The sequence below is a fragment of the Acidipropionibacterium jensenii DSM 20535 genome, from assembly GCF_000425285.1.
Taxonomy (GTDB): Bacteria; Actinomycetota; Actinomycetes; order Propionibacteriales; family Propionibacteriaceae; genus Acidipropionibacterium; species Acidipropionibacterium jensenii.
Map to the genome: position 1 here is coordinate 1 of NZ_AUDD01000020.1, position 25890 is coordinate 25890.

The 25890-nt window shown below is 69.0% G+C and carries 16 protein-coding genes and 1 pseudogene; 9 read left to right on the forward strand and 8 right to left on the reverse strand.

What is annotated here, in order from left to right:
• The 3 genes and pseudogenes from H590_RS18675 to H590_RS0110815 form a co-directional block, all read left to right on the forward strand.
• Positions 1-190, forward strand: a pseudogene (locus H590_RS18675) (hypothetical protein); the annotation flags it as partial.
• A gap of 166 nt (positions 191-356) precedes the next feature.
• Complete coding sequence (locus tag H590_RS0110810) at positions 357-2642, forward strand: heavy metal translocating P-type ATPase (protein WP_028703570.1); 2286 nt, start codon at positions 357-359, stop codon at positions 2640-2642.
• Between the two features lie 401 nt (positions 2643-3043).
• The gene (locus tag H590_RS0110815) at positions 3044-4240 is read left to right on the forward strand and encodes a septal ring lytic transglycosylase RlpA family protein (RefSeq protein WP_028703571.1); all 1197 of its coding nucleotides are present in this window, start codon (positions 3044-3046) and stop codon (positions 4238-4240) included.
• Between the two features lie 244 nt (positions 4241-4484).
• Here H590_RS0110815 and H590_RS0110820 read toward each other — a convergent pair whose 3' ends face one another.
• From H590_RS0110820 to H590_RS0110835, 4 genes are all read right to left on the reverse strand, one after another.
• Positions 4485-5495, reverse strand: a complete 1011-nt coding sequence (locus tag H590_RS0110820; protein ID WP_028703572.1) for a dihydroorotate dehydrogenase-like protein — start codon at positions 5493-5495, stop codon at positions 4485-4487.
• Between the two features lie 88 nt (positions 5496-5583).
• Positions 5584-9183 carry a pyruvate:ferredoxin (flavodoxin) oxidoreductase gene (nifJ, locus tag H590_RS0110825; RefSeq protein WP_028703573.1) on the reverse strand — a complete coding sequence of 1200 codons (3600 nt, stop codon included), beginning with the start codon at positions 9181-9183 and terminating at the stop codon, positions 5584-5586.
• 17 nt (positions 9184-9200) lie between these two features.
• On the reverse strand, positions 9201-10994 hold the full coding sequence (locus H590_RS16225) for an NAD(P)-binding protein (RefSeq protein WP_051238531.1): 1794 nt from the start codon (positions 10992-10994) through the stop codon (positions 9201-9203).
• Between the two features lie 427 nt (positions 10995-11421).
• On the reverse strand, positions 11422-12078 hold the full coding sequence (locus H590_RS0110835; protein ID WP_028703574.1) for a FadR/GntR family transcriptional regulator: 657 nt from the start codon (positions 12076-12078) through the stop codon (positions 11422-11424).
• Positions 12079-12616: 538 nt separating this feature from the next.
• On the opposite strand from H590_RS0110835, the gene H590_RS0110840 reads away from it, so the two are divergent.
• The 4 genes from H590_RS0110840 to H590_RS0110855 are packed head-to-tail and all read left to right on the forward strand — an operon-like array spanning position 12617 to position 17375.
• The gene (locus H590_RS0110840; RefSeq protein ID WP_028703575.1) at positions 12617-14317 is read left to right on the forward strand and encodes an L-lactate permease; all 1701 of its coding nucleotides are present in this window, start codon (positions 12617-12619) and stop codon (positions 14315-14317) included.
• A 28-nt stretch (positions 14318-14345) separates the two neighbouring features.
• Positions 14346-15140 carry a (Fe-S)-binding protein gene (locus H590_RS0110845; RefSeq protein WP_028703576.1) on the forward strand — a complete coding sequence of 265 codons (795 nt, stop codon included), beginning with the start codon at positions 14346-14348 and terminating at the stop codon, positions 15138-15140.
• 4 nt (positions 15141-15144) lie between these two features.
• Positions 15145-16680 (forward strand): LutB/LldF family L-lactate oxidation iron-sulfur protein, encoded by a 1536-nt coding sequence (locus H590_RS0110850; RefSeq protein ID WP_028703577.1) that lies wholly within the window; start codon positions 15145-15147, stop codon positions 16678-16680.
• Positions 16680-17375: a LutC/YkgG family protein gene (locus H590_RS0110855; RefSeq protein ID WP_036982059.1), complete on the forward strand. Its 696-nt coding sequence runs from the start codon at positions 16680-16682 to the stop codon at positions 17373-17375. Before H590_RS0110850 ends, H590_RS0110855 begins: the two co-directional genes overlap by 1 nt.
• Before the next feature lie 192 nt (positions 17376-17567).
• Here H590_RS0110855 and cydC read toward each other — a convergent pair whose 3' ends face one another.
• The 4 genes from cydC to H590_RS0110875 form a co-directional block, all read right to left on the reverse strand.
• Positions 17568-19214, reverse strand: coding sequence for a thiol reductant ABC exporter subunit CydC (gene cydC / locus H590_RS0110860; RefSeq protein ID WP_051238533.1), 1647 nt, complete (start codon positions 19212-19214; stop codon positions 17568-17570).
• Positions 19211-20878 (reverse strand): thiol reductant ABC exporter subunit CydD, encoded by a 1668-nt coding sequence (gene cydD / locus H590_RS0110865; protein WP_036982068.1) that lies wholly within the window; start codon positions 20876-20878, stop codon positions 19211-19213. Before cydD ends, cydC begins: the two co-directional genes overlap by 4 nt.
• Before the next feature lie 89 nt (positions 20879-20967).
• Entirely contained in the window at positions 20968-22032 is a 1065-nt protein-coding gene (cydB, locus tag H590_RS0110870) for a cytochrome d ubiquinol oxidase subunit II (RefSeq protein WP_028703581.1), read from the reverse strand.
• A 12-nt stretch (positions 22033-22044) separates the two neighbouring features.
• Complete coding sequence (locus tag H590_RS0110875; protein WP_028703582.1) at positions 22045-23559, reverse strand: cytochrome ubiquinol oxidase subunit I; 1515 nt, start codon at positions 23557-23559, stop codon at positions 22045-22047.
• Between the two features lie 207 nt (positions 23560-23766).
• On the opposite strand from H590_RS0110875, the gene H590_RS17675 reads away from it, so the two are divergent.
• Positions 23767-24348 carry a BlaI/MecI/CopY family transcriptional regulator gene (locus H590_RS17675; protein WP_084149462.1) on the forward strand — a complete coding sequence of 194 codons (582 nt, stop codon included), beginning with the start codon at positions 23767-23769 and terminating at the stop codon, positions 24346-24348.
• A gap of 2 nt (positions 24349-24350) precedes the next feature.
• Positions 24351-25886, forward strand: a complete 1536-nt coding sequence (locus H590_RS0110885) for a helix-turn-helix transcriptional regulator (protein WP_028703583.1) — start codon at positions 24351-24353, stop codon at positions 25884-25886.
• Positions 25887-25890 lie beyond the last annotated feature (4 nt).

Here is a 25890-nt window from a genome sequence, read left to right on the forward strand (position 1 = left end):
TGAGGGTCATCAGCACTCCGCCGATGCCGCCGAGAAGCACGCCTCACACGGTGAGGGCGAGTCCTGCGGCTGCGGTCACCATCAGAAGGCCGAGACCCACTCTCACGTCTTCGCCGCCGACGGGACCCAGGACGCCGAGCCGGCCGGCAGCGGGCACAAGGGCTTCCTCGGGCGCCTGCTGCACCACTGAGTCCGGTCCCGATGACGCCCTGCCGTCGTCCCCGAGGGGCCGGGGTCGGGGCGTCCCGCCGGTGTCACCGGCGTCAGTCCAGCTGACCACACGAAACATCTGAACACAGGAACCTTCCGGGCGACGTCGACCCCGTCGTCCGGAAGGGGTTCCGAGAGGAATCGTCATGACCGCCACGAGCACTGACGGGCGGACCGCCGACAGGCCTTCCTCCCGCCGGTCCATCGACCTCGACATCCAGGGCATGAGCTGCGCCTCCTGCGCCGCCCGGATCACCAAGAAGCTCAACCGGATCGACGGCGTCAACGCCACCGTCAACTACGCCACCGCCCGGGCCCACGCCCTGGTGCCGGCCGGCACCTCCGCCCAGGATCTCATCGACGTCGTCCAGCGGACCGGCTACGACGCCTCCGTCCCGACCCCCGAGTCGGCCGTCCCCGACCGGGCCGCCGAGCTCAGGGTCCGACTCATCGTCTCCGCGGTGCTGTCGATCCCGGTGATGGTCGTCTCGATGGCCCCGCCCCTGCAGTTCCCGGGCTGGCAGTGGGTCGCCCTGGCCATGACCCTGCCGGTGGTGTTCTGGTGCGGGCTGCCCTTCCATCGCGCCACCTGGGCCAACCTCAAGCACGGCGCCACCAGCATGGACACCCTCATCTCGATGGGATCGCTGGCCGCCCTGGGATGGTCGGTGTGGGCGCTGCTGTTCGGCCATGCCGGGATGATCGGGATGAGGCACGCGGTGCACCTCACCCTCGCCCGGGGCGACGCCGGTTCCACCATCTATCTGGAGGCTGCCTGCGCGCTGGTCACCTTCATCCTGGCCGGCCGGTTCATCGAGGCCCGCAGCCGCCGGGAGGCCGGGTCCGCCCTCACCGCCCTGATGGCGATGGGTGCGAAGTCGGTGCGGATCCTTGGGGCGGACGGCACCGAGACCGAGACGCCGATCTCCGCGCTCGGCGTGGGAAAGCGGTTCGTGGTGCGTCCCGGTGAGAAGGTCGCCGCCGACGGTGTCGTCGTCGAGGGGTCCTCGGCGGTGGACGCCTCCCTGGTGACCGGGGAGTCGGTGCCGATGGAGGTCGGCCCGGGAGACCGGGTGATCGGCGCCACCGTCAACACGTCGGGACGCCTGGTGGTCGAGGCCACCGCCGTCGGATCCGACACCCAGCTCGCCCAGATCGCCCGGCTCGTCGAGCAGGCCCAGGTGGGACGCTCGGCCACCCAGGATCTGGCGGACAAGGTCTCGTCGGTCTTCGTGCCCACCGTCATCTCGCTGGCCGTGGTCGTCCTGGCGATCTGGCTGCTGATCGGCGAGGGGGCGACCGCGGCCTTCACCGCCGCCGTCGCCGTCCTCATCATCGCCTGCCCCTGCGCCCTGGGACTGGCGACGCCGACCGCCCTGCTCGCAGGCACCGGTCGTGGCGCCCGGATGGGCATCGTCATCCGGGGACCCGAGGCGCTGGAACGCGCCCACGGCATCGACACCGTCGTGATGGACAAGACCGGAACCCTCACCACCGGCACGATGAGCGTCGCCCAGCTGCTGGACGCCGGGGGAGCGGTGCTGGAGGCGTCCTCGGCGCAGGGGCGCCCGGCCGCCGAACGGCTGCTGGCGGTCGGCGCCGCACTGGAGTCCGGTTCGGAGCACCCGATCGCCAGAGCGGTACTGGCGGAGGCCTCCCGCATCGGCGTCCGGGTCGCGCCGGTCGACGACTTCACGGCCCTGGCGGGGGCCGGGGTGAGGGCGGTGGTGGACGGCCGCGACGGCCTGGCCGGTCGGCCGCAGCTGCTGCGCGATGCCGGCGTCACGATCCCCGCGGGTCTGGATGACGCGGTCGACAGGTCGGCCGCCCAGGGCAGGACCGTCGTGGTGGTGGCCCTCGGCGGTGAGCTGCTCGGCGCCATCCTGGTCGCCGACACCCTCCGCCAGACCTCATCGGCGGCGATCGGCCGGCTGCACTCCGACGGGATACGCACCGTGCTGCTGACCGGCGACAACGCCGGGGCGGCGCAGTACGTCGCCGACCAGGTCGGCATCGACGAGGTGCACGCCGATGTGAGGCCCGCCGGGAAGCTGTCGGTGATCGAGCAGCTGCGCGGGCAGGGCAGGAAGGTCGCGATGGTCGGCGACGGTGTCAACGACGCCGCGGCCCTGGCCGGGGCCGACCTCGGCGTCTCGATGGGCACCGGGACCGATGTCGCGATCGCCGCCAGTGACATCACCCTCACCCGAGGGGACCTGGGGCTGGCGGTCGATGCCCTCCACCTGTCGAGGGCGACCCTGCGGACGATCCACCAGAACCTGTTCTGGGCCTTCGCCTACAACGTCGTCGCGATCCCGGTGGCGGCCCTGGGCTACCTCAACCCGATGGTGGCGGCGGCGGCGATGGCCTTCTCCTCGGTCTTCGTGGTGACCAACAGCGTCCGCCTCACCCGGTTCCGCATCCGTCACTGAGGCGGACGCTCGCACTCTGTCCGCCACCGTCCTGACGCCCGCTGACGTCTGCTGACTTCTACCGACGATGCTCGCGAAGTTCGACGATGCTCGCGCTATAGCGCGAGCATCGTCGAACTTCGCGAGCATCGTCGCAGGTGTGGGCGCAGGTGTGGGCGCAGGTGTGGCCCCACGGCCGGGCGCGGTGTGGTCCCATGGCCGGGCGCGGTGTGGGGTCAGGTGTCCGGCTAGGGAGGGCTCCGGCGGGCCCGTGACTACGCAATACTGAGGTTTCTCAGGAAAAGTTTGGCTTTCTTCGGCTCTTCATATAGTCTGAAGCGGTCGTTGGTCGACACCGGCCGGCGGACAAGTTCCCAGATACCGCGGACGGGTCACCGTCCTCCCGAAATCGAAGAAGTTGCATGTCAAAAGTTGTTGCCGCAGCCATCGCCGGAGCCCTCACGCTCACGACCGCAGGTGGGCTGACAGTTGCCAAGGTCATGGATCGTGCCGATGTGACGATCTCCGTGGACGGTGTCTCCCAGCAGGTGAAGGTTCGTCCCGGCTCGGTTGACCAGGCGCTCAAGGCGCAGGGCATCTCCGTCGGCTCCCACGACACCGTTCAGCCGGCTCTGGCGACCAAGGTCGCCGACGGCACCTACATCGCCGTCAACTACGGCCGCAAGGTCAACCTCGACGTGGACGGCACCGGCAGCTCCCGCTGGACCACCGCTCGCACCGTTTCGGCCGTGCTTCAGCAGCTGAACCTCGACAACCCCAAGAACATCGTCTCGGTGAGCCGGTCGGCCCAGATCCCCCGCAAGGGTCTGAACCTCGCGGTCTCGGTCGCCCGGGACGTCTCCGTCACCGCTGCCGGCAAGACCACCAAGGTCACCACCCCGGGTACCGTCGCCGACGCCCTCGACGCCGCCGGGGTCAAGTACGACTCCAATGACATCTCCAAGCCCGGCCTGGGCACCGCCCTCACCGAGGGGATGTCCATCGCGTGGACGAAGGTCGACGTCAAGAACTCCACCAAGAATGTCTCGGTCGCCTACTCCAAGACCTCGGTGGACACCTCGAAGCTCACCAAGGGCGACACGAAGATCACCACCCAGGGCGTCGACGGCGTCAACCAGGAGACCTGGGTGATGACCTACCACGACGGCAAGCTGGTCTCCCAGAAGAGGACCGCGGTCAAGAAGGTCAAGGCTCCGGTCACCCAGGTGACCGAGGTCGGCACCAAGGCCCCGGCCCCCAAGCCGAGCTCCTCCTCGTCCAGCTCCAGCTCCAGCTCGAGCTCAAGCTCGTCGGGCGGTAGCCCGGTGACCGGCGGGACGACCTGCACCGCCTCGACCTACGGCGCCAACGATGGCACCGCCGGTGGCCCCACCGCCTCCGGTGAGACCTTCGATCCCTCCCAGTTGACTGCCGCCAGCAAGACGCTGCCGCTCGGGTCGTCGATCCGGGTCACCAACGTCGCCAACGGTCAGACGGTGACGGTGCGGATCAACGACCGCGGGCCGTACGTCGGTGGCCGGTGCCTCGACCTGTCCACCGCTGCGATGAATGCGATCGCTCCCGGAGAGGGCCTGGTCACGGTGCGTTACAGCTCCTGATCCGGATCCCGGGCCCTTGGCCCGGAACCCCTGACACAGCAACACAGCAGCGGGGCCCCACGGAATCCGTGGGGCCCCGCTGCTGCGCGCTGAGGGGAGACCACGGCCCGGGGGAACTGTCTGCGGCCGCGGGGGCCTGCCGCAGACGCAGTTCGGGCCACCCGCGAGGACGGGTGGCCCGAGAGGTCGTCGCTGCGAAGCACGCCTCCGGCAGGTGGCAGCGGCCTGCCGGAGGGCTGCCAGATCAGGCGCCGTAGGTGGCCTTGGCCTTCTCCAGTGCGGAGACGTAGCCGTTGCGCTCGTACTCGGAGCTGGAGGCGTCGGCCGGCACCGCGAGCAGGCCGCGGGCCTGATCCAGGGTGAGACCCTTGCGCTCCAGCCAGGCGGAGACGCCGTCGATGAGGTCGGCGGCGTAGCCGGCCCCGTGACGCACCAGGGAGGAGGTGGTCATCACGACATCGGCTCCGGCCAGCAGGTACTTCAGGACGTCGTCGGCGGTCTCCACGCCGGAGGTCGCGGCCAGTGAGGCCTTGACGCGCCCCGACAGGCTGGCGATCCAGGTGAGCGGGATCCGGGAGTCGGTGGGGTTGCTCAGCCAGACGCCGGGCACCACCTCCAGCTTCTCGGTGTCGATGTCGGGCTGCAGGAAGCGGTTGAAGAGCACCAGGCCGTCGGCGCCAGCGGCGTCCAGCCGGGCGATCATGTTGCCCGGGGCGGAGAAGAACGGGGAGAGCTTGACGGCCACCGGGATGTCGACGGCGTCGCGCACCGCCGAGAGGATCTCGACGTGACGGTCCTCGACCTCGTCGGCGGTGGTGTCCACCGCTCCGGGGACCATGTAGATGTTGCACTCGATGGCGGCCGCACCGGCCTCCTGCATGCGGTGCGCGGTCTCCACCCAGCCGCCTTTGGTGGCGCCGTTGAGGGAGGCGATGACCGGGATGTCGACGGCCTTCGCGGAGGCCTCCAGATGGGCGAGGTACTCGGCGGTGATCCCGCCCTTGTTGCTCTGGACGGTCGGGAAGAAGGACAGCGACTCGGCGAAGGAGTCCATGTACTCCAGCTCGATCTCGGCCTGGCGGGCCTCCTCGTGACGCACCTGCTCCTCGAACAGGGAGTACATCACGATGGCACCCACGCCGGAGTCGGCCAGCGCGCGCACCCCGTCGAGGTTCTGCTGGATGGGTCCGGCCGAGGCGACCAGCGGTGACCGCAGACCGAGGCCGAGGTACTTCGTTGACAGATCGACGCTCATTGACTTGCCTCTCGTAGTGCTGTGTGGTGACGGGGCCCGGCGGTGGGGCGGCTCGGGTGAACCGCCCCACCGCCGGGATCAGGTGAGTTCAGGACCGGTTGGAACCGGCGGCGAACTCCGAGGTGCGGGCGTCGAAGGAGAACCGGTCGGCGCTGCGGGTGGCCATGTCCTCGTACTCGGTCCAGCGGCGCTCCACGGTCCTCTGGTCGAGATCCAGGAACCTCTCGGCGGCCTCCGGATTCGTCTTGTTGAGCATCTTGTAGCGCAGCTCGAGCTTGGTGTACTCGCGCCAGCTGATGTCGGGACGGGGGGAGTCGAGAAGGAAGGGGTTGAGCCCTTCCTCGGTGAGCACCGGGTTGTACCTCATCAGCGGCCAGTGGCCGCAGTGCACGGCCTTGTACTGCTGGTCCAGGCCGTTCTTGAGGTCGTAGCCGTGGGCGATGCAGTGGCTGTAGGCGATGATGATCGAGGGGCCGGGGTAGGCCTCGGCCTCGCGGAAGGCCCGCAGGGTCTGCTGCGGATCGGCGCCCAGGGCCACCCGGGCCACGTACACCGAGCCGTAGGCGATGGCCTGCATCGCCAGGTCCTTCTTGGAGGTCGGCTTGCCGGAGGTGGCGAACTTCGCCACCGCGCCCATCGGCGTCGACTTCGAGGCCTGGCCGCCGGTGTTGGAGTACACCTCGGTGTCCAGGACCAGGACGTTGACGTCGCGGCCGGAGGCCAGCACGTGGTCGACGCCGCTGGAGCCGATGTCGTAGGCCCAGCCGTCACCGCCGATGATCCACACCGAACGGCGCAGCAGGTGGTCGGCGACGCTGATCAGGTCGCGGACCTGCGGGGTCTGCTCCATGTCGGCGAGGATCGCCTGCAGGGTGTGCACCCGCTCCTGCTGGGACTGCAGATCGTGCTCGGTGAGCTGCGGGGCGTTGAGCAGGCCGTCCACCAGCTCGGCGTCGAGCCCCTCGGCGAGCTGACCCAGGCGCACCTTGGCCAGGTTCGTCTGGACATCGGCCGCCAGCCGCATGCCGAGACCGAACTCGGCATTGTCCTCGAACAGCGAGTTGGACCAGGCCGGGCCGCGTCCGTCGGCATTCTTGCCCCACGGGGTGGTCGGCAGGTTGCCGCCGTAGATCGAGGAGCAGCCGGTCGCGTTGGCGATCTCGGCGCGGTCGCCGAAGAGCTGGCTCACGAGCTTGACGTAGGGGGTCTCGCCGCAACCCGAGCAGGCTCCGGAGAACTCGAAGAGAGGCTGCAGGAACTGGGTGCCGCGCACCGAGGCGAAGTCGACCCGGGAGCGGTCGTTGACCGGCAGCGTCTCGAAGAACTCGAGATCGCGGCGCTGCTTGGTCTTGTCGAGGTGCTCGGCGAGGTTGATCGCCCGGCGGTCGGGATGGGCGGCGGGCCGCACCGGGCAGGCCTCCACGCACAGTCCGCAACCGGTGCACTGGTCGGGCACCACCTGCAGGGTGTAGTTCGACTCCGGCAGACCGGCCGCGTTGAGGGTGGCGGTCGGGAATCCGGCCGGCGCCCCCTCCAGGGAGGACTGCGGGTAGTACTTCGAACGGATCACGCCGTGCGGGCAGACGAAGGCGCAGTTGCCGCACTGGATGCACTCCTGCGGGTCCCACTCGGCGATCAGGTCGGAGAGGGTGCGCTGCTCGAACTTCGTGGTGCCGGCCGGGTAGGTGCCGTCGTCGGGAACCGCCGAGACGGGCAGCAGGTTGCCCTGGCCCTCGATCATCCGGGCGGTGACGTCGCGGACGAACTCGGGTGCGTCGGCGGTGACCGGCGGGATCAGCCCGTGCTTGGAGGTGACCTGGCCGGGGACCGTCACCTGGTGGAGATGCTCCAGCGAGGCGTCGACCGCCGCGTGGTTCATCTCGACGATCTTCTGGGACTTCTTGCCGTAGGTCTTCTGGATCGAGTCCTTGATCCGCTTGATCGCCTCATCGCGCGGCAGCACCCCGGAGATCGCGAAGAAGCAGGTCTGCAGGATGGTGTTGGTGCGGTTGCGCAGCCCCACCTTGCGGGCCACCGGCAGGGCGTCGATGGTCCACAGGTTGATCTTCTTGTCGATGATCTGACGCTGCATCGAGTCGGGCAGGTGGTCCCACAGCTCCGAGGCGTCGTAGGGGGCGTTGATGAGGACGGTGGTGCCCTCGTGGGCCATCGTCAGGACGTCGATCGACTCCAGGATGTTGAAGTTGTGGACGCCGATGAACTCGGCCTGGTTGACCAGGTAGGCCGACTCGATCGGGTTGGGGCCGAACCTCAGGTGGGAGGTGGTCCGCGACCCGGACTTGCGGGAGTCGTACTCGAAGTACCCCTGGGCGAAGGTGTCGGGGTCGGACCCGAGGATCTTGATGGTGTTCTTGTTGGCGCCGACGGTGCCGTCCGAACCCATCCCGAAGAACACCGCGCGCAGCGTCTTGGGATCCTCGATGTCCAGGTCCTGCCAGGGCAGCGAGAGGTGGGTGACGTCGTCGTCGATGCCGATGGTGAACCGCGGCCGGGGCTGGTCGAGCTCCAGCTCGTCGACGATGCCGGAGACCATTCCGGGGGTGAACTCCTTGGAGGAGATCCCGTAGCGCCCGCCCGAGACGATCGGCATGGTCTTGCGGTTGCCGCGCGAGACGGCCTCCGACAGGGCGCTGACGACGTCCAGGAAGAGCGGCTCGCCCTCCGAGCCGGGCTCCTTGGTGCGGTCCAGGACGGCGACGGTGCGGGCGGTCTCGGGGATCGCCCTGACCAGCTCGGCGGCCGGGAAGGGACGGAACAGCCGGACCATCACGACACCGAGCTTGTGGCCCTCCTTGTTGAGGTGCTCGATGGTGTGCTGGACGGTCTTGGCTCCCGAACCCATGCAGACGATGACCTGCTCGGCCTGCGGGTCGCCGAAGTAGTCGACGAGGTGGTAGCTGCGGCCGGTGAGCTCGGCGAACTGGTCGAACAGGCCCTGGACGATGCCGGGAACCTTCTCGTAGTACTGGTTGGCCGCCTCGCGGGCCTGGAAGTGGATGTCCGGGTTCTGGGCGGTGCCGCGGATGAACGGGTGGGCCGGCGACAGCGCCCGCTCGCGGTGGGCGTGCACCAGGTCATCGGTGATGAACTGGCGGATGTCGTCGTCGCTGAGGGTCTCCAGCACGTTGAGCTCGTGGGAGGTGCGGAACCCCTCGAAGAAGTGCATGAAGGGGACCCGCGACTGCATCGTCGCGGCGTGCGAGATGAGCGCCAGGTCGTGGCACTCCTGGACGGTGGCCGAGCACAGCATGGCGAAGCCGGTCTGGCGGCAGGCCATCACGTCCTGGTGGTCGCCGAAGATCGACAGGCCCTGGGCGGCCAGCGAACGGGCCGCGACGTGGAAGACCGTGCTGGTGAGCTCACCGGCGATCTTGTACATGTTCGGGATCATCAGCAGCAGGCCCTGGGAGGCCGTGAAGGTGGTGGTGAGGGCGCCTCCCTGGAGGGCTCCGTGGAGGGCTCCGGCGGCACCTCCCTCGGACTGCATCTCCATCACCGTGGGGATGTCTCCCCAGATGTTGACCCGCTTGGCGGAGGACCACTCGTCGGCGGTCTCGGCCATCGGCGAGGAGGGGGTGATGGGATAGATCGAGCAGAGCTCGCTGCAGCGGTAGGCGACCGAGGCAGCTGCCGTGTTGCCGTCGGCGATCGTACGAGTGCGTTCCATGGCTATCTCTTTTCCGCTCAGTTCTCAGGGGTGACGGCGGTACGGGCTTCCGGTCCGTAGACGGCGGGATTGGGTTCGGGACGAACCGCCCATCCGGGGGTGGGGTTGCCCGATCCGGGAATGCTCTCGATCGGGGTCTCCTCGGGGACCATCTCGATGGCGTGCACCGGGCACTGGTCGAAGCAGGTCGCGCAGCCGGTGCACTTGTCGTAGTCGAACTCGTACCGGTGGCCGGGCCCGAGCTTGATGATGGCGTCCTCGGGGCAGGACCCGAAGCAGCCGTCGCACTCGAAGCAGTTGCCGCAGGACAGGCAGCGGCCGGCCTCGAAGTGGGCCTGGCGCTCGTCCAGGCCGCCGACCACCTCGTCGAAGTTGACGCGCTGGGTCGGGTCGAGCTCGGGCTGGTGGCGGCGCAGGTGGTCGCCGAAGTACCAGACGTTGAGGTCGTTGAACTCGGCGATGTTCTTCCGGGGGGCCGGGTAGCTGTCGTCGCGGCGCAGCCACCGGTCGATCTGCCGGGCGGCCCGCTTGCCGTGGCCGGTGCCGACGGTGACGGTGCGCTCGGAGGGGACGGTGTCGCCGCCGGCGAAGACGCCGGGGACATCGGTCATCAGGGTGGAGGGGTTGACGTCGACGACGTCGTCCTTGAACCGCATCCCGGGCAGCTTGTGCAGGAAGCCGGTGTCGGCCTCCTGACCGACGGCCAGGATCACGGTGTCGGCCTCGAGCTTCTCGTAACGGCCGGTGCCGTGCGGCTTGCCGTTCTCGTCGAGCTCCATCACCTCGACGGTGAGGTCGTTGCCGACATCGGTGATGGTGCGCAGCCAGTTCATCTGGACGCCCTCGCGCTCGGCCTCCTCGCGCTCCTCGGCGTGGGCCGGCATCTGGTCTGCGGTGCGCCGGTAGACCACGATGGACTCCTCGGCGCCGAGCCGCTTGGCGACCCGGGCGGCGTCCATCGCCGTGTTGCCGCCGCCGTAGACGGCGACCCGGCGGCCGATCATCGGCTTCTCGCCGGATCCGACCTGGTGCAGGAAGCTCACCGCATCGACCATCCGGGAGGCATCGGTGGTGGGGATGTCGACGCGCTTGGACAGGTGGGCGCCGATCGCTACGAAGACCGCGTCGAAGCGGCCCTGTGCCTTCTCCTCTGCGAGATCGGTGACGTTGTGGTGGAGGACGATCTTGACCCCCAGGTCGACCAGCCGGTCGACCTCGGCGTCGAGGACCTCGCGGGGCAGCCGGTACTCCGGGATGCCGTAGCGCATCATGCCGCCGGCGGCGTCGCCGCCGTCGTGGATCTCGACCTCGTGGCCCATCATCGCCAGGTGGTAGGCGGCCGACAGTCCGGCGGGGCCGGCGCCGATCACCAGCACGCGGTGGCCCGAGCGCAGCGTGGGGCGGTGGAACTTCCAGCCCTTCTCGATGGCCAGGTCGCCGAGGTAGCGCTCCACGGAGTGGATCGACACCGATCCGTCCAGGTCCGCGCGGTTGCAGGCGACCTCACAGGGGTGGTAGCAGACCCGGCCGTGGATGGCGGGGAAGGGGTTGTCGGCGGTGAGCTGACGCCAGGCCTTCTCCTCCTGGTGGGCGGTGACCAGACGCAGCCACTCCTGAATGTTCTCGCCTGCCGGGCAACCGGCGTTGCACGGGGGGAGCATGTCGAGGTAGACGGGACGTCGCGTCCGGACCGGGGCGACCCGCCCGGTGGTGGTTGCCAGATTCGGCAGTGTGGTGAGGTCCTGGGTGGTGACCTGGTGTTCGGGCGGGGTGACCTGGCCCTCGGTGCTGAACGGGGTGTCCGTGCTCATGCCTGACTTCTCCCTTGGATTCGGGTGCCGACTCGCTCGGTGGTGGACAGTGCTGTGACGCGATGCCACGTCCGCGGGCCCAGCGATCCGGGCACGTCGCGTCACAACGTCAACTGACAGCGATGGTAAACCCCGGTGATCGTTTGTTCAGAACCGGGGGCCGCTATTGCGATTATGTTCAGCAGGCGTTGCGTAAATAGTGTGGTAAATGCCACAAGACAGCGCTTTCCCGGGCCTGAACAGGCACCGCGAAATACGAAAGCGGCATTTTCGCTAAACGTGCTGGAATGCGCTTTCCATGGATCGTGCGGGTGCCCGGAGTCGCCTGGTGGTGTTCCGGGAGCGGTGTCGGGCGGGGGCCCGGCGGTGCCGTGCCGCGAAGCGATGGAGGGGGTGCGGTGAGCGGCCCGACGGACGTGCGGCCGGGTCAGTCCAGCAGGATCCGGTAGGCGTGCCGGATGTGCTCCTCGGTGAGCCTGGCGGCCCTCTCGATGTCGCCCTCGCAGATCGCGGTGAGCATCGCGTCGTGCTGGTCGATGAGGGTCTGGCGGACGGTCGGCCAGCTGACCAGGGCGTGCTCGGCGATGCTGATGGGGTCCTGGACGGCGCGCCGGATGGCCACCGTGATGTCGCTCATCAACCGGTTGTCGCCGGCCTCGGCCAGGGCGACGTGGAACTGGGTGTCGAGCTCGTTGAAGGGGTTGGGGTCCAGCGCGGTGCGCATCCGCTGCTGGAGCTCCCGGGCGCGGTCCAGCGGCTCGGGCTCGCGCCGGCGGGCGGCGGCGGCGCAGGCGGCCCGCTCCAGGGCCACCCGGGTCTCGGTGAGATCGGCGAAGGAGACGATGTCGAGGGCCAGCTGCAGGCGAAGGATCCGACCCATCGCGTTGGTGGAGGTGGCCTGCACCCGGGTGCCGTTGCCGCGGCCGGCCCCCGAGACGAGGATCCCCTGGGCCTGGAGCACCCGGATCGCCTCGCGCACCGCTCCCCGGCTCACCCCCAGATGGATGGCGAGGTCCCGCTCGGCGGGAAGCCGGGTGCCGTTGACGTACTCTCCGGCCAGGATCTGGGAGTCGATGTACCCCAGTGCGACGTCGAACCCGCCCTGGGGGCCGGGGTTGTCGGCGGTGGGCTGCTTCGTCGCAGGGCTGGCGGCCGGGGTGGTTCCAGGGTTGGCCGGGGTGGTTCCAGGGTTGGCGGGGGAGGCCGTGCCGGGGCTGGGGCTGGCGCCCGCCTGCGGGGCGGGGCCGGCGGTCGGGCTCGGAGCGTGATCGGCGTCTGAGGTCGCGTCGGGGTTGCCAGGGGTGGCGGGGGATGGAGTCATGGTGCGCCTGTCGTCGAGCGGCCTTGGTCGATCAGATGCCTGGCAAGGGGTGCCGGGTGGGGCCCATTCTCACCCCGATCGGGGCCGATCGGTAACCGGGAGTGTGCGAACTCGGGGGTGTGCCGAGCCGGCTGAATGTTGGTGCAGCATCCATCGGGAGAGTTTGCACGAAAGTCTTGACACCCACTCTGGCTACGACCTACTGTAGTTTTTTGGTAGGACCAGAGGCTTCCCGCGAAGAAAACGGTCCGTTTCCATGACTTAAATAACTCAGCCAACTTGGCGGAACAACGGAGTTTCCATGGTTCTTCTTGTGGTATTCAGACCAGACACCAACCCCTTGGGGCAGCGGTGGCTCTCGGCGCTGGTGGCCTTCGTCCCCGTGCTCGCGATGCTCATCACTCTGGGCGCCCTGAGGTGGAAGGCCCACTGGGCCGGCATCTTCTCCTGGGCGGTGGCCCTGGTCATCGCGGTGGTCGCCTTCAAGATGCCCTTCCTGATGGCGCTGTCGACCAGCGCGGAGGGTTTCCTCTACGGCCTCTTCCCGATCGTGTGGATCCTGATCGCCGCGATCTGGATGTACCAGCTCACAGTGGTCTCGGGCCGATTCGACGATCTGCGCAAGACCTTCTTCCTCATCAGCGACGACCCCCGGGTGCTCGGCATCCTCATCGCCTTCTGCTTCGGCGGTCTGCTGGAGGCCCTGGCCGGCTTCGGCGCCCCGGTGGCCATCGCGGCCGCGATGCTCATCGGCATCGGTTTCGGCAAGCTGCGCGCCGCCATCACCGCCCTGGTGGCCAACACCGTCCCGGTGGCCTTCGGAGCGGTCGGACTTCCGGTGATTCAGGCCGCGGCGACCGCCGGGCCGGTGCCGGGTCTTCCGGTTTCTGCTGTCGCTCCGGTGAGCGCGCGGATCTGCGCCATCCTCTGCCTGGTGGTGCCCTTCCTGATGCTGTCCATCATGGACGGTAAGAAGGGCGTCAAGGAGGTCTGGCCGTTCGGTCTGTTCTGCGGTGTCGTGTTCGGCGCCACCAAGTGGATCGTCGCCTCCACCCCGATGTTCAACCTCACCGAGGTCTTCGCGGCGGTCATCACCGTCGGCCTGGGCATTCTCTTCCTCAAGTTCTGGAAGCCCGTCGGCGGCCATGACGCCGCCCAGCGGATCGGCATCCCGATGGACACCACCCTGGAGACCGACCCGGTCAAGGCCGAGAAGGTCGACACCTCCGACCTCACCGGCAAGCGCATCTTCATGGCTCTGGTGCCCTACATCCTGGCCATCGTGATCTTCGCAATTGCCGCCGTGCCCTCTATCAAGAAGGCCTTGGCCAGCGCCGACGTCAAGATGGCGTGGCCCGGCCTGTCCGGTCTGCAGTCCGCCTCCGGCAAGGCCGCCGGTCACGCCGCGTACACCTGGCCGTGGCTCTCCCAGCCCGGGTTCCTGCTCGCCATCGTGGCGATCCTGGTCGGCCTCATCTACCGGATGAAGCTCGCCGACATTTTCAAGGAGCTGTGGGTCAACGTCAAGAAGATGAAGTTCACCATGCTGACCATCGGCATGGTGGTGGCACTGGCCTATGTCATGGGCGACTCCGGCCAGACCCTGGCCCTGGGCCTGTTCATCGCCGGCGCCGGGGCGATCTACCCCTTCCTCGCACCGCTGCTCGGCTGGATCGGCACCTACGTGACCGGTTCGGACACCTCGGCCAACATCCTCTTCTCCAACCTGCAGTACACCGTCGGTCAGTCGATCGGCCAGGGCTCGTACCTGGGAGTCGATGGCATGACGCACCTGTTGGTGGGTACCGGAGCTGCCGGCGGCGTGGTCGGCAAGATGATCTCTCCGCAGTCGCTGGCCGTCGCGGCCAGCGCGATCGGCCTGGTCGGCTCCGAGTCGGTCATCCTGCGCAAGGTCTTCAAGTACTCGATCTTCCTGATCGTTCTCATGTGCATCCTGGCCGGACTGATGTCCACGCCGGTGCTCTCCTGGATTCTCCCCTGATACCGGTACTAGCTCGGAGGCCCCGTCAATGACTACAACAACAGCTGCCGCGAGCAGCACAGCATCCCTGGCCAAGCCCGGCGACGGTATGACCGTCGGCCTGTTCATCACCTGCATCAACGACGTGATGTTCCCCCAGACCGGTCAGGCGGTCGTCAAGATCCTCGAGCGGCTCGGCTGCTCGGTGGAGTTCCCCAGGGCGCAGACCTGCTGCGGCCAGATGACCACCAACAGCGGCTACTTCGAGGAGTCGATGCCGGCGGTCAAGCAGTACGTCAAGGCCTTCTCGGGCTACGACTACGTGGTCGCCCCGTCCGGCTCCTGCACCGGTGCGGTCCGCGAGCAGCACCCCATGCTGGCCCGCAAGCTCGGCGACGCCGGGCTGATCCGCGAGGTCGACGAGGTGAGCCAGAAGCTCTACGACCTGCCGGAGTTCCTCATCGACATCCTGGGTGTGGAGGACGTCGGCGCCTACTTCCCGCACCGCGTCACCTACCACCCGTCCTGTCACGGGCGCCGCTTCCTCAAGCTCGGCGACAAGCCGGCCCGACTGCTCAGCCACGTCAAGGGCATGACCATCGTGCCGCTGCCGATGGAGGAGCAGTGCTGCGGATTCGGCGGCACCTTCTGCGTCAAGAACTCCGACATGAGTGCCGCGATGGCCTCGGACAAGGTCCGTCACATCCGTGAGACGGACGCCGAGTACGTGGTCGCCGGCGACAACTCCTGTCTGATGAACATCGGCGGGGTGCTGTCCCGCCAGAACTCCGGGGTCAAGGCCATCCACCTGGCCGAGATCCTGGCCAACACCGAGGAGGACTGACGGCATGGGTACCGAACTGCGTCGCATCACCGACGGTAATCACGGCGTCGCGCGGCTGACACCGGCCCCCGACCACGGCGGCACCTTCCTGGGAATGCCCAAGTTCCAGAAGGCCGTCAAGCATGAGCTGGAGCTCAACGTCCAGCGCAAGAACATGCGCAACGCCACCACCACGATCCGCAACAAGCGGGCTCTGCGCGTCTCCGAGTCGCCCGACTGGGAGGAGCTGCGGGAGGCCGCGACCGAGATCAAGAACCGGGTCTCGCGGCATCTCGACTACTACCTGGAGGAGGCCGAGAAGAGCCTCACCGCTCACGGCGTCCACGTCCACTGGGCCCGTGACGGCCAGGAGGCCAACCAGATCGTCGCCGAGATCGCCCAGGCCAAGGGGGTCGACGAGGTCGTCAAGATCAAGTCGATCACCACCCAGGAGACCGACCTCAACGAGTACCTGGAGGAGCAGGGGATCGCAGCCTGGGAGACCGACCTGGCCGAGCTCATCGTGCAGCTCGGACACGACCGGCCCTCCCACATCGTGGTCCCGGCCATCCACCGCAACCGCGCCGAGGTCCGCGAGATCTTCCTGCGGGAGATGAAGAACTACGGGCGTCCGGCCCCCGAGGATGTCTCGGAGAACCCGCCGGAGCTGGCCAATGCGGCCCGCCTCCACCTGCGCGAGAAGTTCCTGCGGGCCAAGATGGCGGTCTCCGGCGGCAACTTCGTGCTCGCCGACACCGGATCCCTGGTGATCGTCGAGTCCGAGGGCAACGGCCGGATGTGCCTCACCCTGCCCGACACCCTGGTGTCGATGGTGGGCATCGAGAAGATCCTGCCCTCCTTCGACGACCTCGAGGTCTTCCTCAAGCTGCTGCCGCGCTCGGCCACCGGCGAGCGGATGAACCCGTACAACTCGGTGTGGAGCGGCGTCACCGACGGCGACGGCCCCCAGGAGCAGCACGTCATCTTCATGGACAACGGCCGCACCGACGTGCTCGCCGACCAGGTGGGACGCGAGGTGCTGCGGTGCATCCGCTGCGCCTCCTGCATCAACACCTGCCCGGTCTACGAGCGGGCCGGCGGTCACGCCTACGGCTCGGTCTACCCCGGCCCGATCGGCATCTCCCTCACCCCGCAGCTGCGCGGCGTCGAGGACGCGGTCGACCGGGCGATGCCCTACGCGTGCTCGCTGTGCGGGGCCTGCAACGAGGTGTGCCCGGTGAAGATCCCCTTCACCGACATCATCCTTCACCTGCGCCACAAGGTGGCCCAGGCCGAGAAGGCCGACCGCTTCGGCGCCGATGCCGAGGGCACCGTCGAGCGCAACCTCATGAAGACCGCAGGATGGATCTTCGGCGACGCCAAGCACTTCGAGGCGGTCCAGGTGGCCACCCGCGGCGCCGGCAAGGTCCTCAAGGGCAAGCCTCTCGGACCGATCCCGGTCCCGGTGGCCGAGCGCTGGTTGAAGTACCGCGACGTTCAGGCGCCGCCGGCAGACACCTTCCGCAGCTGGTGGAAGAAGAACCGACAGGAGGGCAAGTGATGAGTGCCCAGCAGACCACGATGAGCGCGAGGGACACCGCGGCACGCACCGAGATCCTGGCCAGGATCCGCCGGGCGACCGCTGACATCACCGACAAGGATCCCGAGACCGACTCCCCCATCCAGTGGGAGTACGGCCGCGGGATCGAGATGGACGACGTCGTGAGCACCTTCGTCCAGAAGGTCATCGACTACTCCGCCACCGTCGTGCGGGTGGCTCCGCCGGACGTGCCGCAGGCCGTCGTCGAGGGTCTGCGGGCCACCGGCGCGCGGATGAGCGCGGTGGTCCCGACCGGGCTGGACGCCGACTGGATCTACGCGATGCGGGCGGCCGGTCTGGAGGCCCGGGTGGACGAGCCGGCGCTGAGCAAGGAGGTGCTCAACGACACCGAGGCGGTGGTGACCGCCGCCGCCTGCGGTATCGCGGACACCGGCACCATCGTGCTGACCCACATCGCCGATCAGGGACGCCGTGCGATCACCCTGGTGCCCGACCGCCACGTGTGCGTGGTGCGGGCCTCCCAGGTGGTCTCCGATGTGCCCGAGGCGACCCAGATCGTCAAGCCCGCGGTCAAGGAGGGTCACCCGTTGACCTGGATCTCGGGAGGCTCGGCGACCAGCGACATCGAGCTGTCCCGGGTGGACGGGGTGCACGGACCGCGCAAGCTGTACGTCATCGTCGTCGACGACATCTGAGTCTCACCGCGGCTCGCCGCGAATGATCCTGGTGCTCGAGGGGGGCGCCGTTCCGGTCCAGGCCGGGGCGGCGCCCCCCTCATGCGTGCTCAGGTCGAGGGTGTGCGTGCGAGCGTGGTGGGCCGGGCGAGTTCAGGCTTTGTCTGGTGAGCAGCCAGGCGTGTTCAGTCCGTGCCCGGTAGGCCGAACCCGTCAGTCGATCTTCCAGACCCGGTCGCAGCGGTCCATCACCGAGGTGTCGTGGGTGATGACGAGCATCGCAGCATCCTGGCTGCCGGCCCACAGGTCGTCGATCAGGGCCGCCGAGGTCTCGCTGTCCAGATGCTCGGTGGGCTCGTCGAGGATGAGCAGCGGCGGGGCGATCCCGGGCTCGGCGGCGTCCCGGTGGATCACCAGCACCCGGGCCAGGGCCAGCCGCTGGGCCTCGCCCCCCGACAGGGTGGCGCCGTCCTCCCCGACGATCCGGTCGGGGTCCATTGCCAGACCGGCGTGGGCCAGCGCCTCGGCGACCTCCCGGTCGGTGGCGTCCCGGTCGCCGATCCGGACATTCTCGGCGATCGTGGTGGCGAAGACGTGGGCGTCCTGGGCCAGGTAGCGCACCCTCCCGGTGGTCGTCACGGTCCCCGCCAGTGGCGGGATGAGACCCATCACGGTGGCGGCCAGGGTGGTCTTGCCGATCCCGGAGGGGCCCACCACCGCGACCCTCTCGCCGGCCTCGATGTCCAGGTCCAGGCCCGCCAGGACCGGCGGGTGACCGGGCCAGCCGATCGTCAGGCCGCCGACGTGCAGGCCGGGAAGCTCCCCGGCGCGCACGTGCTCGCCGTCCACCCGTGCCTTCGTGGAGTCGCCGGTGCCGACCGGCGGGGTGTCCAGCACCTCGACGATCCGGTCCAGGGACTCGGTGGCGCGGGTGTGCGCCTGGGCGGCGGCGGTGAAGTTCGCGAAGACCTCGTGGAGGGCCAGCGGGGTGAGCACCAGGACGGCCAGGATGCGGCCTCCCAGCTCCCCGTCGGCCACCGCCTGGCCGCCGATCAGCAGGGCCCCGATCACCGCGACCCCGGCCGCCAAGACCTGTCCGGCGCTGGCCAGGCCGCGCGCCCGGGCGGCCCGGCGCTCGGCGTCGCGCAGCCTGGAGTCGACCTCCAGGGTCCGGTCCAGGGCGTCCCGGTCGGCCCCCAGGGCGACCAGATCGGGGGCCAGGTGGGCCAGTTCGCGGGTCCGGTCGGCCAGTTCGCCGCGCAGCGGGGTGATCTCCCGGTCGGCGCGCAGCGAGACCCGCTGGGTGAGCCAGGGCATCAGCACCCCGGAGATCAGGGCCGAGCCGAGCAGCACCGCGGCCGAACCGATCGAGAACCGGCCCAGCAGCACCGTGGTCCCGATGATCACCAGGCTGGCCGAGCAGGCCGGGACGACCACCCGCACCACGAGGTCCAGCACCGCCTCGACGTCGGCGGTGGCGCGCACCAGCAGATCGCCGTGACGGCGTCCCAGCAGGGTGGTGCCCGACAGATGCCGGTAGACCCGCATCCTCAGGGCGCTCTGCATCCGCAGCGCCAGGTCGTGACCGACCAGCCTCTCCACGTAGCGGAACGCGCCGCGCGAGATGCCGAAGAACCGGACGCCGACCGCGGCGGCCTCCAGGTAGAGCACCGGCGGCAGTTCGGCGGCCCGCGACAGCAGCCAGCCGGCCACCCCCATCAGGGCCACCGAGGCCCCCGAGGCGCAGGCCGACAGCAGGATCGAGCCGAGCAGTCGGCGTCGTCCGGCGGGCACGTCGCCCAGCAGCAGCCGCAGCAGGCGCCAGGCGGGACGCCGGATCAGATCCGGGTGCGTCGTCATGAGCTCACCACCGACTCGAGGGTGACCACCCGGTCGGCGTCCTGGAGGACCTGGGGCCGGTGGCTCACCACCAGCACGGAGTAGCCGAGGCTGCGCAGGGTGGCCAGCACATCGGCCTCGGTGACGTCGTCGAGTCCGGCGGTGGGCTCGTCGAGGACCATCATGCCGGCGCCGCCGTGCTCGACCCGCAGCAGGGCCCGGGCCATCGCCACCCGGCGACGCTCCCCGGCCGACAGGCCCTCGGCGTCGTCGTCGATCTCCTTGTTGAGGGGCAGCGAGCGGCCGCCGCAGCGGTCCAGGCAGTCGCGCAGGACCTCCGGGGGAAGAGTCTTCACAGGTGCGGTGTGCGAGGGCAGGGCGGCGGATCCGGCGGTGCCCAGCAGCAGGTTGTCGGCGATGGTGCCGCGCAGCAGCCCGGGGACCTGCGGCACATAGGCAAGACGGCGTCGCCAGGCCCGCCAGGTGTCCGGGTCGGCGCCGGTGAGATCGAGGTCGCCGATGAGGATCCGGCCCTCGTCGGGGGCCAGGAAGCCGAGCAGGCAGTCCAGGGCGGTGGTCTTCCCAGCTCCCGAGTGGCCGGCCAGGGCGACCAGCTCGCCCGGGGCGACCGCCAGGGACAGCCCGGACAGGGCGGGGGAGGGGGCACCGGGATAGCGGTAGGTCAGTCCGTCCAGGACCAGCCTCGCCTCGCGCGGGGAGGGGACCTCGATGGGCCGGCCGGATCCCCCGGCAGCACGCGATCGACCCGACGCGCTCGGCAGGTTCGAGGGGGTCTGGGACCTCTCGATGACCGAGAAGGCCGCCTCGGCGGCCGCCATCCCGTCGGCGGAGTCGTGGTAGCGGGCCCCCACCTCGCGGACCGGCAGGTAGACCTCGGGGGTGAGGATGAGGATGAACAGGGCGGTGCGCAGATCCATCCCGCCGGCGGCGACCCGGAAGCCGATCGTCACCGCCACCAGGGCCACCGACAGGGTGGCCAGCAGCTCCAGGACGAAGGAGGACAGGAAGCTGATCCGCAGGGTGCGCATCGTCTCGGTCCGGTTGGCGCCCTCGGTGCGCCGCAGCCCCTTGAGCTGGGCCCGGGCGCGCCCGAAGACCTGCAGGGTGACCAGACCCGACATGAGGTCGGAGAAGTGGTTCGCCAGCCGGGTCTGGACCTGCAGCCGGCGAGTCATCGCCGTCTCGGTGCGCCATCCGATGAGGGCCATGAAGACCGGGATGAGCGGGATCGTCACCGCGATGATGATGACGCTGGTGAGGCTCTGGAAGCCGATCGCGGTCGCCAGCACCACCGGGACGATGCAGGCCAGCACCAGCTGCGGCAGGTACTTCGAGTAGAACCCGTCCAGGGCGTCCAGCCCGGTGGTGACCAGGGTGATGAGGGTGGCCGAGGAGACCGAGGAGTCGGTCGGCCGGGCCAGTCGGGCGCCCAGCAGGTCACCGCGCAGCTGCGACTTCACCGCGGCCGCGGCCCGGTGGGAGAGCCATTCGGTGGCCCAGGAGGTGACCGCCCGACCGGCGAAGACCGCGGCCAGCAGCAGGCACCAGCCGGCCAGCCCGTCGGTGCGGTGGGTGGTGAAGACCGAGGAGATGGAACGCGCCAGCAGCCACGCCTGGCACAGCACCAGGGCGGCCGTGACCACCCCCGTCGCGCAGAGCGCGATGAGGAAGGGCACGGTCGCCCTGGCCCGGCGCAGGAGCCGGGGATCGATGGGACCCGCCACGCGATATCAGGCCGCCGCGGTGCGCAGCATCAGTGCGCCCCGGCCGGGATGGACTCCCGGGAGATCCGCTTGCGGAACACCCAGTAGGACCAGATCTGGTAGGCCAGCACGACCGGCACCATCACGGCGGCGGCGATCGTCATGATCTTCAGCGTGTAGGGGCTGGAGGAGGCGATCCACATGTCGAAGGGGACGCCGACCGGGCGGAACCCGATGTTGCCCCACATCTTGACGAACATCGCGGCCATCATGAGGGCGATCGCCAGTCCGTTGAACAGGAAGGCGAAGCCGTCGCGCCGGCGTCCCGAGCAGACGGTCGCGATCACCACGAGCAGCACCGCCAGCAGCGAGACGATCCAGGTGATCAGGTGGGCTGTGCCGTTGGCCGGGGCGTACATCGTGTTGAACATGACGGCCCAGACGGCCATCACGATCGCGGCGGCCCAGCCCAGCCGGGTGGCGTAGCGGCCGGCCCGGTAGTGCATCCGACCGGTCGTCTTGAGGGCCACGAAGCCGGCCCCGTGGGCGCAGAACAGCACGACGAAGAGGATCCCGCCGATGAGGGCGAAGGGGGTGAACAGACCCCAGAAGGAGGTGGTCACCAGGGGGGCGTCGCCGTTGAGGGTCGGGAGGGGGCCCAGGGCGATTCCGCGGACGAAGTTCGCGAACCCGACGCCGAGCACCAGGGTCGGCAGGAAGGAGCCGATGGTGGCCATCCAGTCGAAGGAGTTGCGCCACTTGGAGGACGGGTGCTTGGACCGGTACTCGAAGGCGACACCTCGGATGATGAGGCCCAGGACCACCAGCAGCATCGGGAGGTAGAGGCCCGAGAAGAGGGTCGCATACCAGCCGGGGAAGGCGGCGAAGGTGGCTCCGCCGGCGGTGATGAGCCAGACCTCGTTGGCGTCCCAGGTGGGGCCGATGGTGTTGACCATCACCCGCTTGTCGGTCTCGTCCTTGCCGAGGAAGGGCAGCAGCATGGCGACGCCGAAGTCGAATCCCTCCAGGAAGAAGAATCCGATCCACAGCACGGCGATGAGGATGAACCACACCGGAGTGAGCGTGGAGTGGGCGATCTCGAGAATGGGGAACATGAACAACACCCCTCAGTAGGCGAAGGACAAGGGGGCGTCCTCGTCCTTATCGGTGGTGGCCGGGGTGACATCGGGCAGACCCTTGCGGATCGCCTTGAAGAACAGGCCGACCTCGACGACCGCCAGGGCCCCGTAGATCAGCGTGTAGACGGCGACCGAGGTGAACACCGATGCGGCGGAGACCCCGGGGGAGACCGCCTCGGTGGTGGGCAGCACGCCGGCGACGATCCAGGGCTGGCGACCCATCTCGGTGAACAACCAGCCGAAGGAGTTGGCGAACAGCGGGCACAGCGGTACCAGCACCAGGACCAGGGTGAGCCATCTCATGTGTCTCGGGTTTCGATCCCGGGCCAGCCAGATCAGCATCACCAGCCCGGCGGCCATCGCGATCATCCCGAGGGTGATCATGATCCGGAAGCTCCAGTAGGTCACCGGGATGTTGGGCTGCAGCTTGATGCCGTTCTTGGCGATGTGGCCGCGCAGCACCTCCGCGTAGCTGGACTGCAGGGAGGTCTGGGTGCCATCCTTGCGACGGTAGGTGTACTCGTTGAGGTCGACGTTCTTGAGGTTGTTGATCCCCTCGATCGTGCTGCCCCACTTGCCGTTGCCGAGGAAGCCGAGCAGCCCCGGAATCTTGATGGCGAAGATCTCCTGGGACCCGTCGAGCTTGCCGATGGTCAGCAGGGAGAAGTCGCTGGTCTTGTAGTAGGCGCCCTCGGCCGAGGCCATCTTCATCGGCTGGACGTCGGTCATCACCTTGCCCTGGTAGTCGGCGGAGATCATGGTGACCGCTCCGGCGGCGATGAGCACCCAGGCGCCGAACTTCGTCGCCCAGCGCCAGGTGCGGGCGTCCTCGACCTCTCCGGCGTCGGTGATCGCGGTGGTGCGCCGTCCGTTGGCGACCTTGGAGAGGTGCCAGAAGGCGGTGGCCGCGATGATCGCGCCGGCGACGACGTAGCAGGCCGACAGCTGGTGGAGCAGGGTGGCCTTGAGCACCGGGTTGGTGAGGACGGCACCGAAGTCGGTGAGCTCGGCCCGGCGGGTCTGCGGGTTGTAGCTGGCGCCGACCGGGTTCTGCATCCAGGAGTTGGCGGCCAGGATGAAGACCGCCGAGATCATGGTGCCGAAGGCGGTGAGGTAGATGGTCGCCAGGTGGACCTTCTTCGGCAGGCGGTCCCAGCCGAAGATCCACAGCCCGATGAAGGTCGACTCCAGGAAGAAGGCGATGAGCGCCTCAAGGGCCAGCGGGGCGCCGAAGATGTCGCCGACGAAGCGGGAGTACTCCGACCAGTTCATCCCGAACTGGAACTCCTGGACGATGCCGGTCACGACACCGAGTGCGAAGTTGATGAGGAACAGGTTCCCGTAGAACTTCGTGAGTTTGAGGTAGCGGTCATTCGAGGTCTTGACCCAGATCGTCTGCATGACGGCGACCAGCATCGACAGCGCGATGGTGATCGGGACGAAGAAGAAGTGGTAGATCGTCGTGATCCCGAATTGCCATCGAGCGATCAGTTGGGCGTCCATGGGGCCGAACCTACTACCACAGGTCGTAAAACGTCCACACGGAGCCGTACTGGAATCGTACTGGTGACGGGGCCGCGTGCCTCGTCGGGGGTGCCTGTTTCGCCATCAGGGGAATGGTGTACGGCACCGGCTCCCGGGGCCGCTGGCTGGCCGCGAGGATACTACAAGTTGTCGTATCAGGGGCGGCGGATGGCTACACTGTGGCCCATGGCCGTACTGGGAGATCTTGAGCACCGCATCATGGAGGTGCTGTGGAACGCCGATGGGCCGATGTCGGTCCGCGACGTCCACGACGTGCTCCTCGCCGACGGCAAGATCGCCTACACCACCGTGATGACGGTCCTCGACCGGCTCGCCAAGAAGAACGTGGTCTCCCGCCACCAGGAGTCGCGGGCCTGGATCTACCGTCCGGCACGGTCGAAGGCCCAGTTCATGGCGGGCGAGCTCGGCCAGGTGCTCAACGAGGCCGGTTCGGACCGCTGCGAGGTGCTGGCCGCCCTGGTGCCCACCCTGGACCCCAGCGAGCTCGGGGCGCTGGCCAGCGCCCTGGACCGGGCCGCCAGCAGTTTCCGCTCCGGACGTCGGGGCCCCGTCCCGGCCGGCAGCCCGGCGTCCCCCGACGAGGACGCCGCCCTGGTCGAGGAGTCGGGGAAGGGTGCCGACGAGAGCACTGCCCCGGTGGTCGCTGCTGGGCTCGAGGGTGGTGCTGTGCTCGAGGGTGGTGCTGTGCCCGAGGCCGGTCGCGTGCCGGTGGTCGGTGCTGAACCGGTGGACGTGGACCGTGGCTGACCATGGGGACCGCAGGGCTTGAGTCGATCGCGGCGCTGATCAGGCGCGCCTGGTTCGGGCTGACCCCCCACGAGGCGGTTGCCGTCCACGACGTCCTGTTGAGGGCCACCGACGCCGAGATCCTGGCGGACCCGTTCCTCATCTACGGCCGCATCATCGGCCACTACCTGGCGGTGCGCGCCGACCTGGGAGGCGATCAGCACGGCCCCCTGATGGCCAGTGCGGGTCTGGTCGAGTACTGCCTCAATGCGGTGACGACCTCCCACGACATCGACGAGGTCATCGGCTACGGGACGATCCTCATCGTCGGCACCCGGATCCGCGGCGATCTGGCCGAGGCCGACCGGCTCGGCGAACTCGTCCAGCGCCGGGTCCGCGAGGTCCAGGACCGGGCGGCTCGCCTTCCGGACCAGGACGAGGTGCTGCGTCCTGGCCAGCTGGAGATGCAGCGCGGACTCACCTTGACCCTGATGGGCGAGCTCGGGGCCGCGATGAGGTGCTACGACCAGGCCTGGTCGAGTCGCGGGGAGTCTCCCTATCGACATTTCGCCGGGGCGAACGCGGCCGCGAACGCCGCGATGCTGGCGGCCTTCGAGGGCCACTACGAGCTCGCCGAGACCTGGCTGGCCCGGGTCGGGGGGTACCGGGACCGGGTCCTGTGGTCCTCCCATCTCACCTACCTGGGGGAGTACCTCGCCCGCGCCCTGCTGGCCGCCGACAGCCTGGATCCCGAGGCGGCGTCGGCGGCCTGCCGCGACGCCGGGGACGGCAGCCAGGCGGTGGAGCTGTGGCCCTTCGTCGCGGCCGCCGGCTGCGCGGTCGACCTGGCCTTCTCCGATTCTTTCCGGGCCTATGAGAGGTTGCGGTCGGCGGCCTTCGCCCACGGCCACGAGTTGGCCCACAGCACCGCTGCCGGAGGCCTGCTGCAGCGGGCCTACCTGGACTGCCTCATCGCGATGGGGGACGGCGCGCGGGTGCTCCATCTGGTGGGGCAGGAGGAGCCTCCGCCGCGCACGCTGGTGCCGATCGTGCGGGTCCATCTGCTGAGCGGGAGCAACGAGGTCGCCGCGCGGGTGGCCATCCGGGCCGTCCGACGCGATGACATCTCACTGCGCGACCAGCGCGAACTGGCCCTGGTGAGATCGGTCGCGCTGATGCGGATGAATCGGGTGGCCGAGGCGCGGCAGTGCTTCTCCGCCCTGCACGCCTGCCGGACGAGGTACTCCGCCGGCGCGGCGTCCCGGATCTCGCCGAGCGCACTGGCCCAGCTGCGCGATCTGTGCGGCCCCGGCCCGTCCCGCGAGCCGGCGCGAGAACTCCCGCTGCCCTTGGAGACGGTGAACCTCACCCGCGCCGAGACCCAGGTGCTGCGACTTCTGGCCCGCGGGTGCACGGTCGCCCAGGTCTCCGCGGAGACCTTCACCTCGGTGAACACGGTGAAGACCCACGTCCGCTCGATCTATCGCAAGCTCGGCGTCAACAAGCGGACCGAGGCCCTGTGGCGGGCCGACGAGCTGGGACTGCTCGGATCCGACTGAGGAA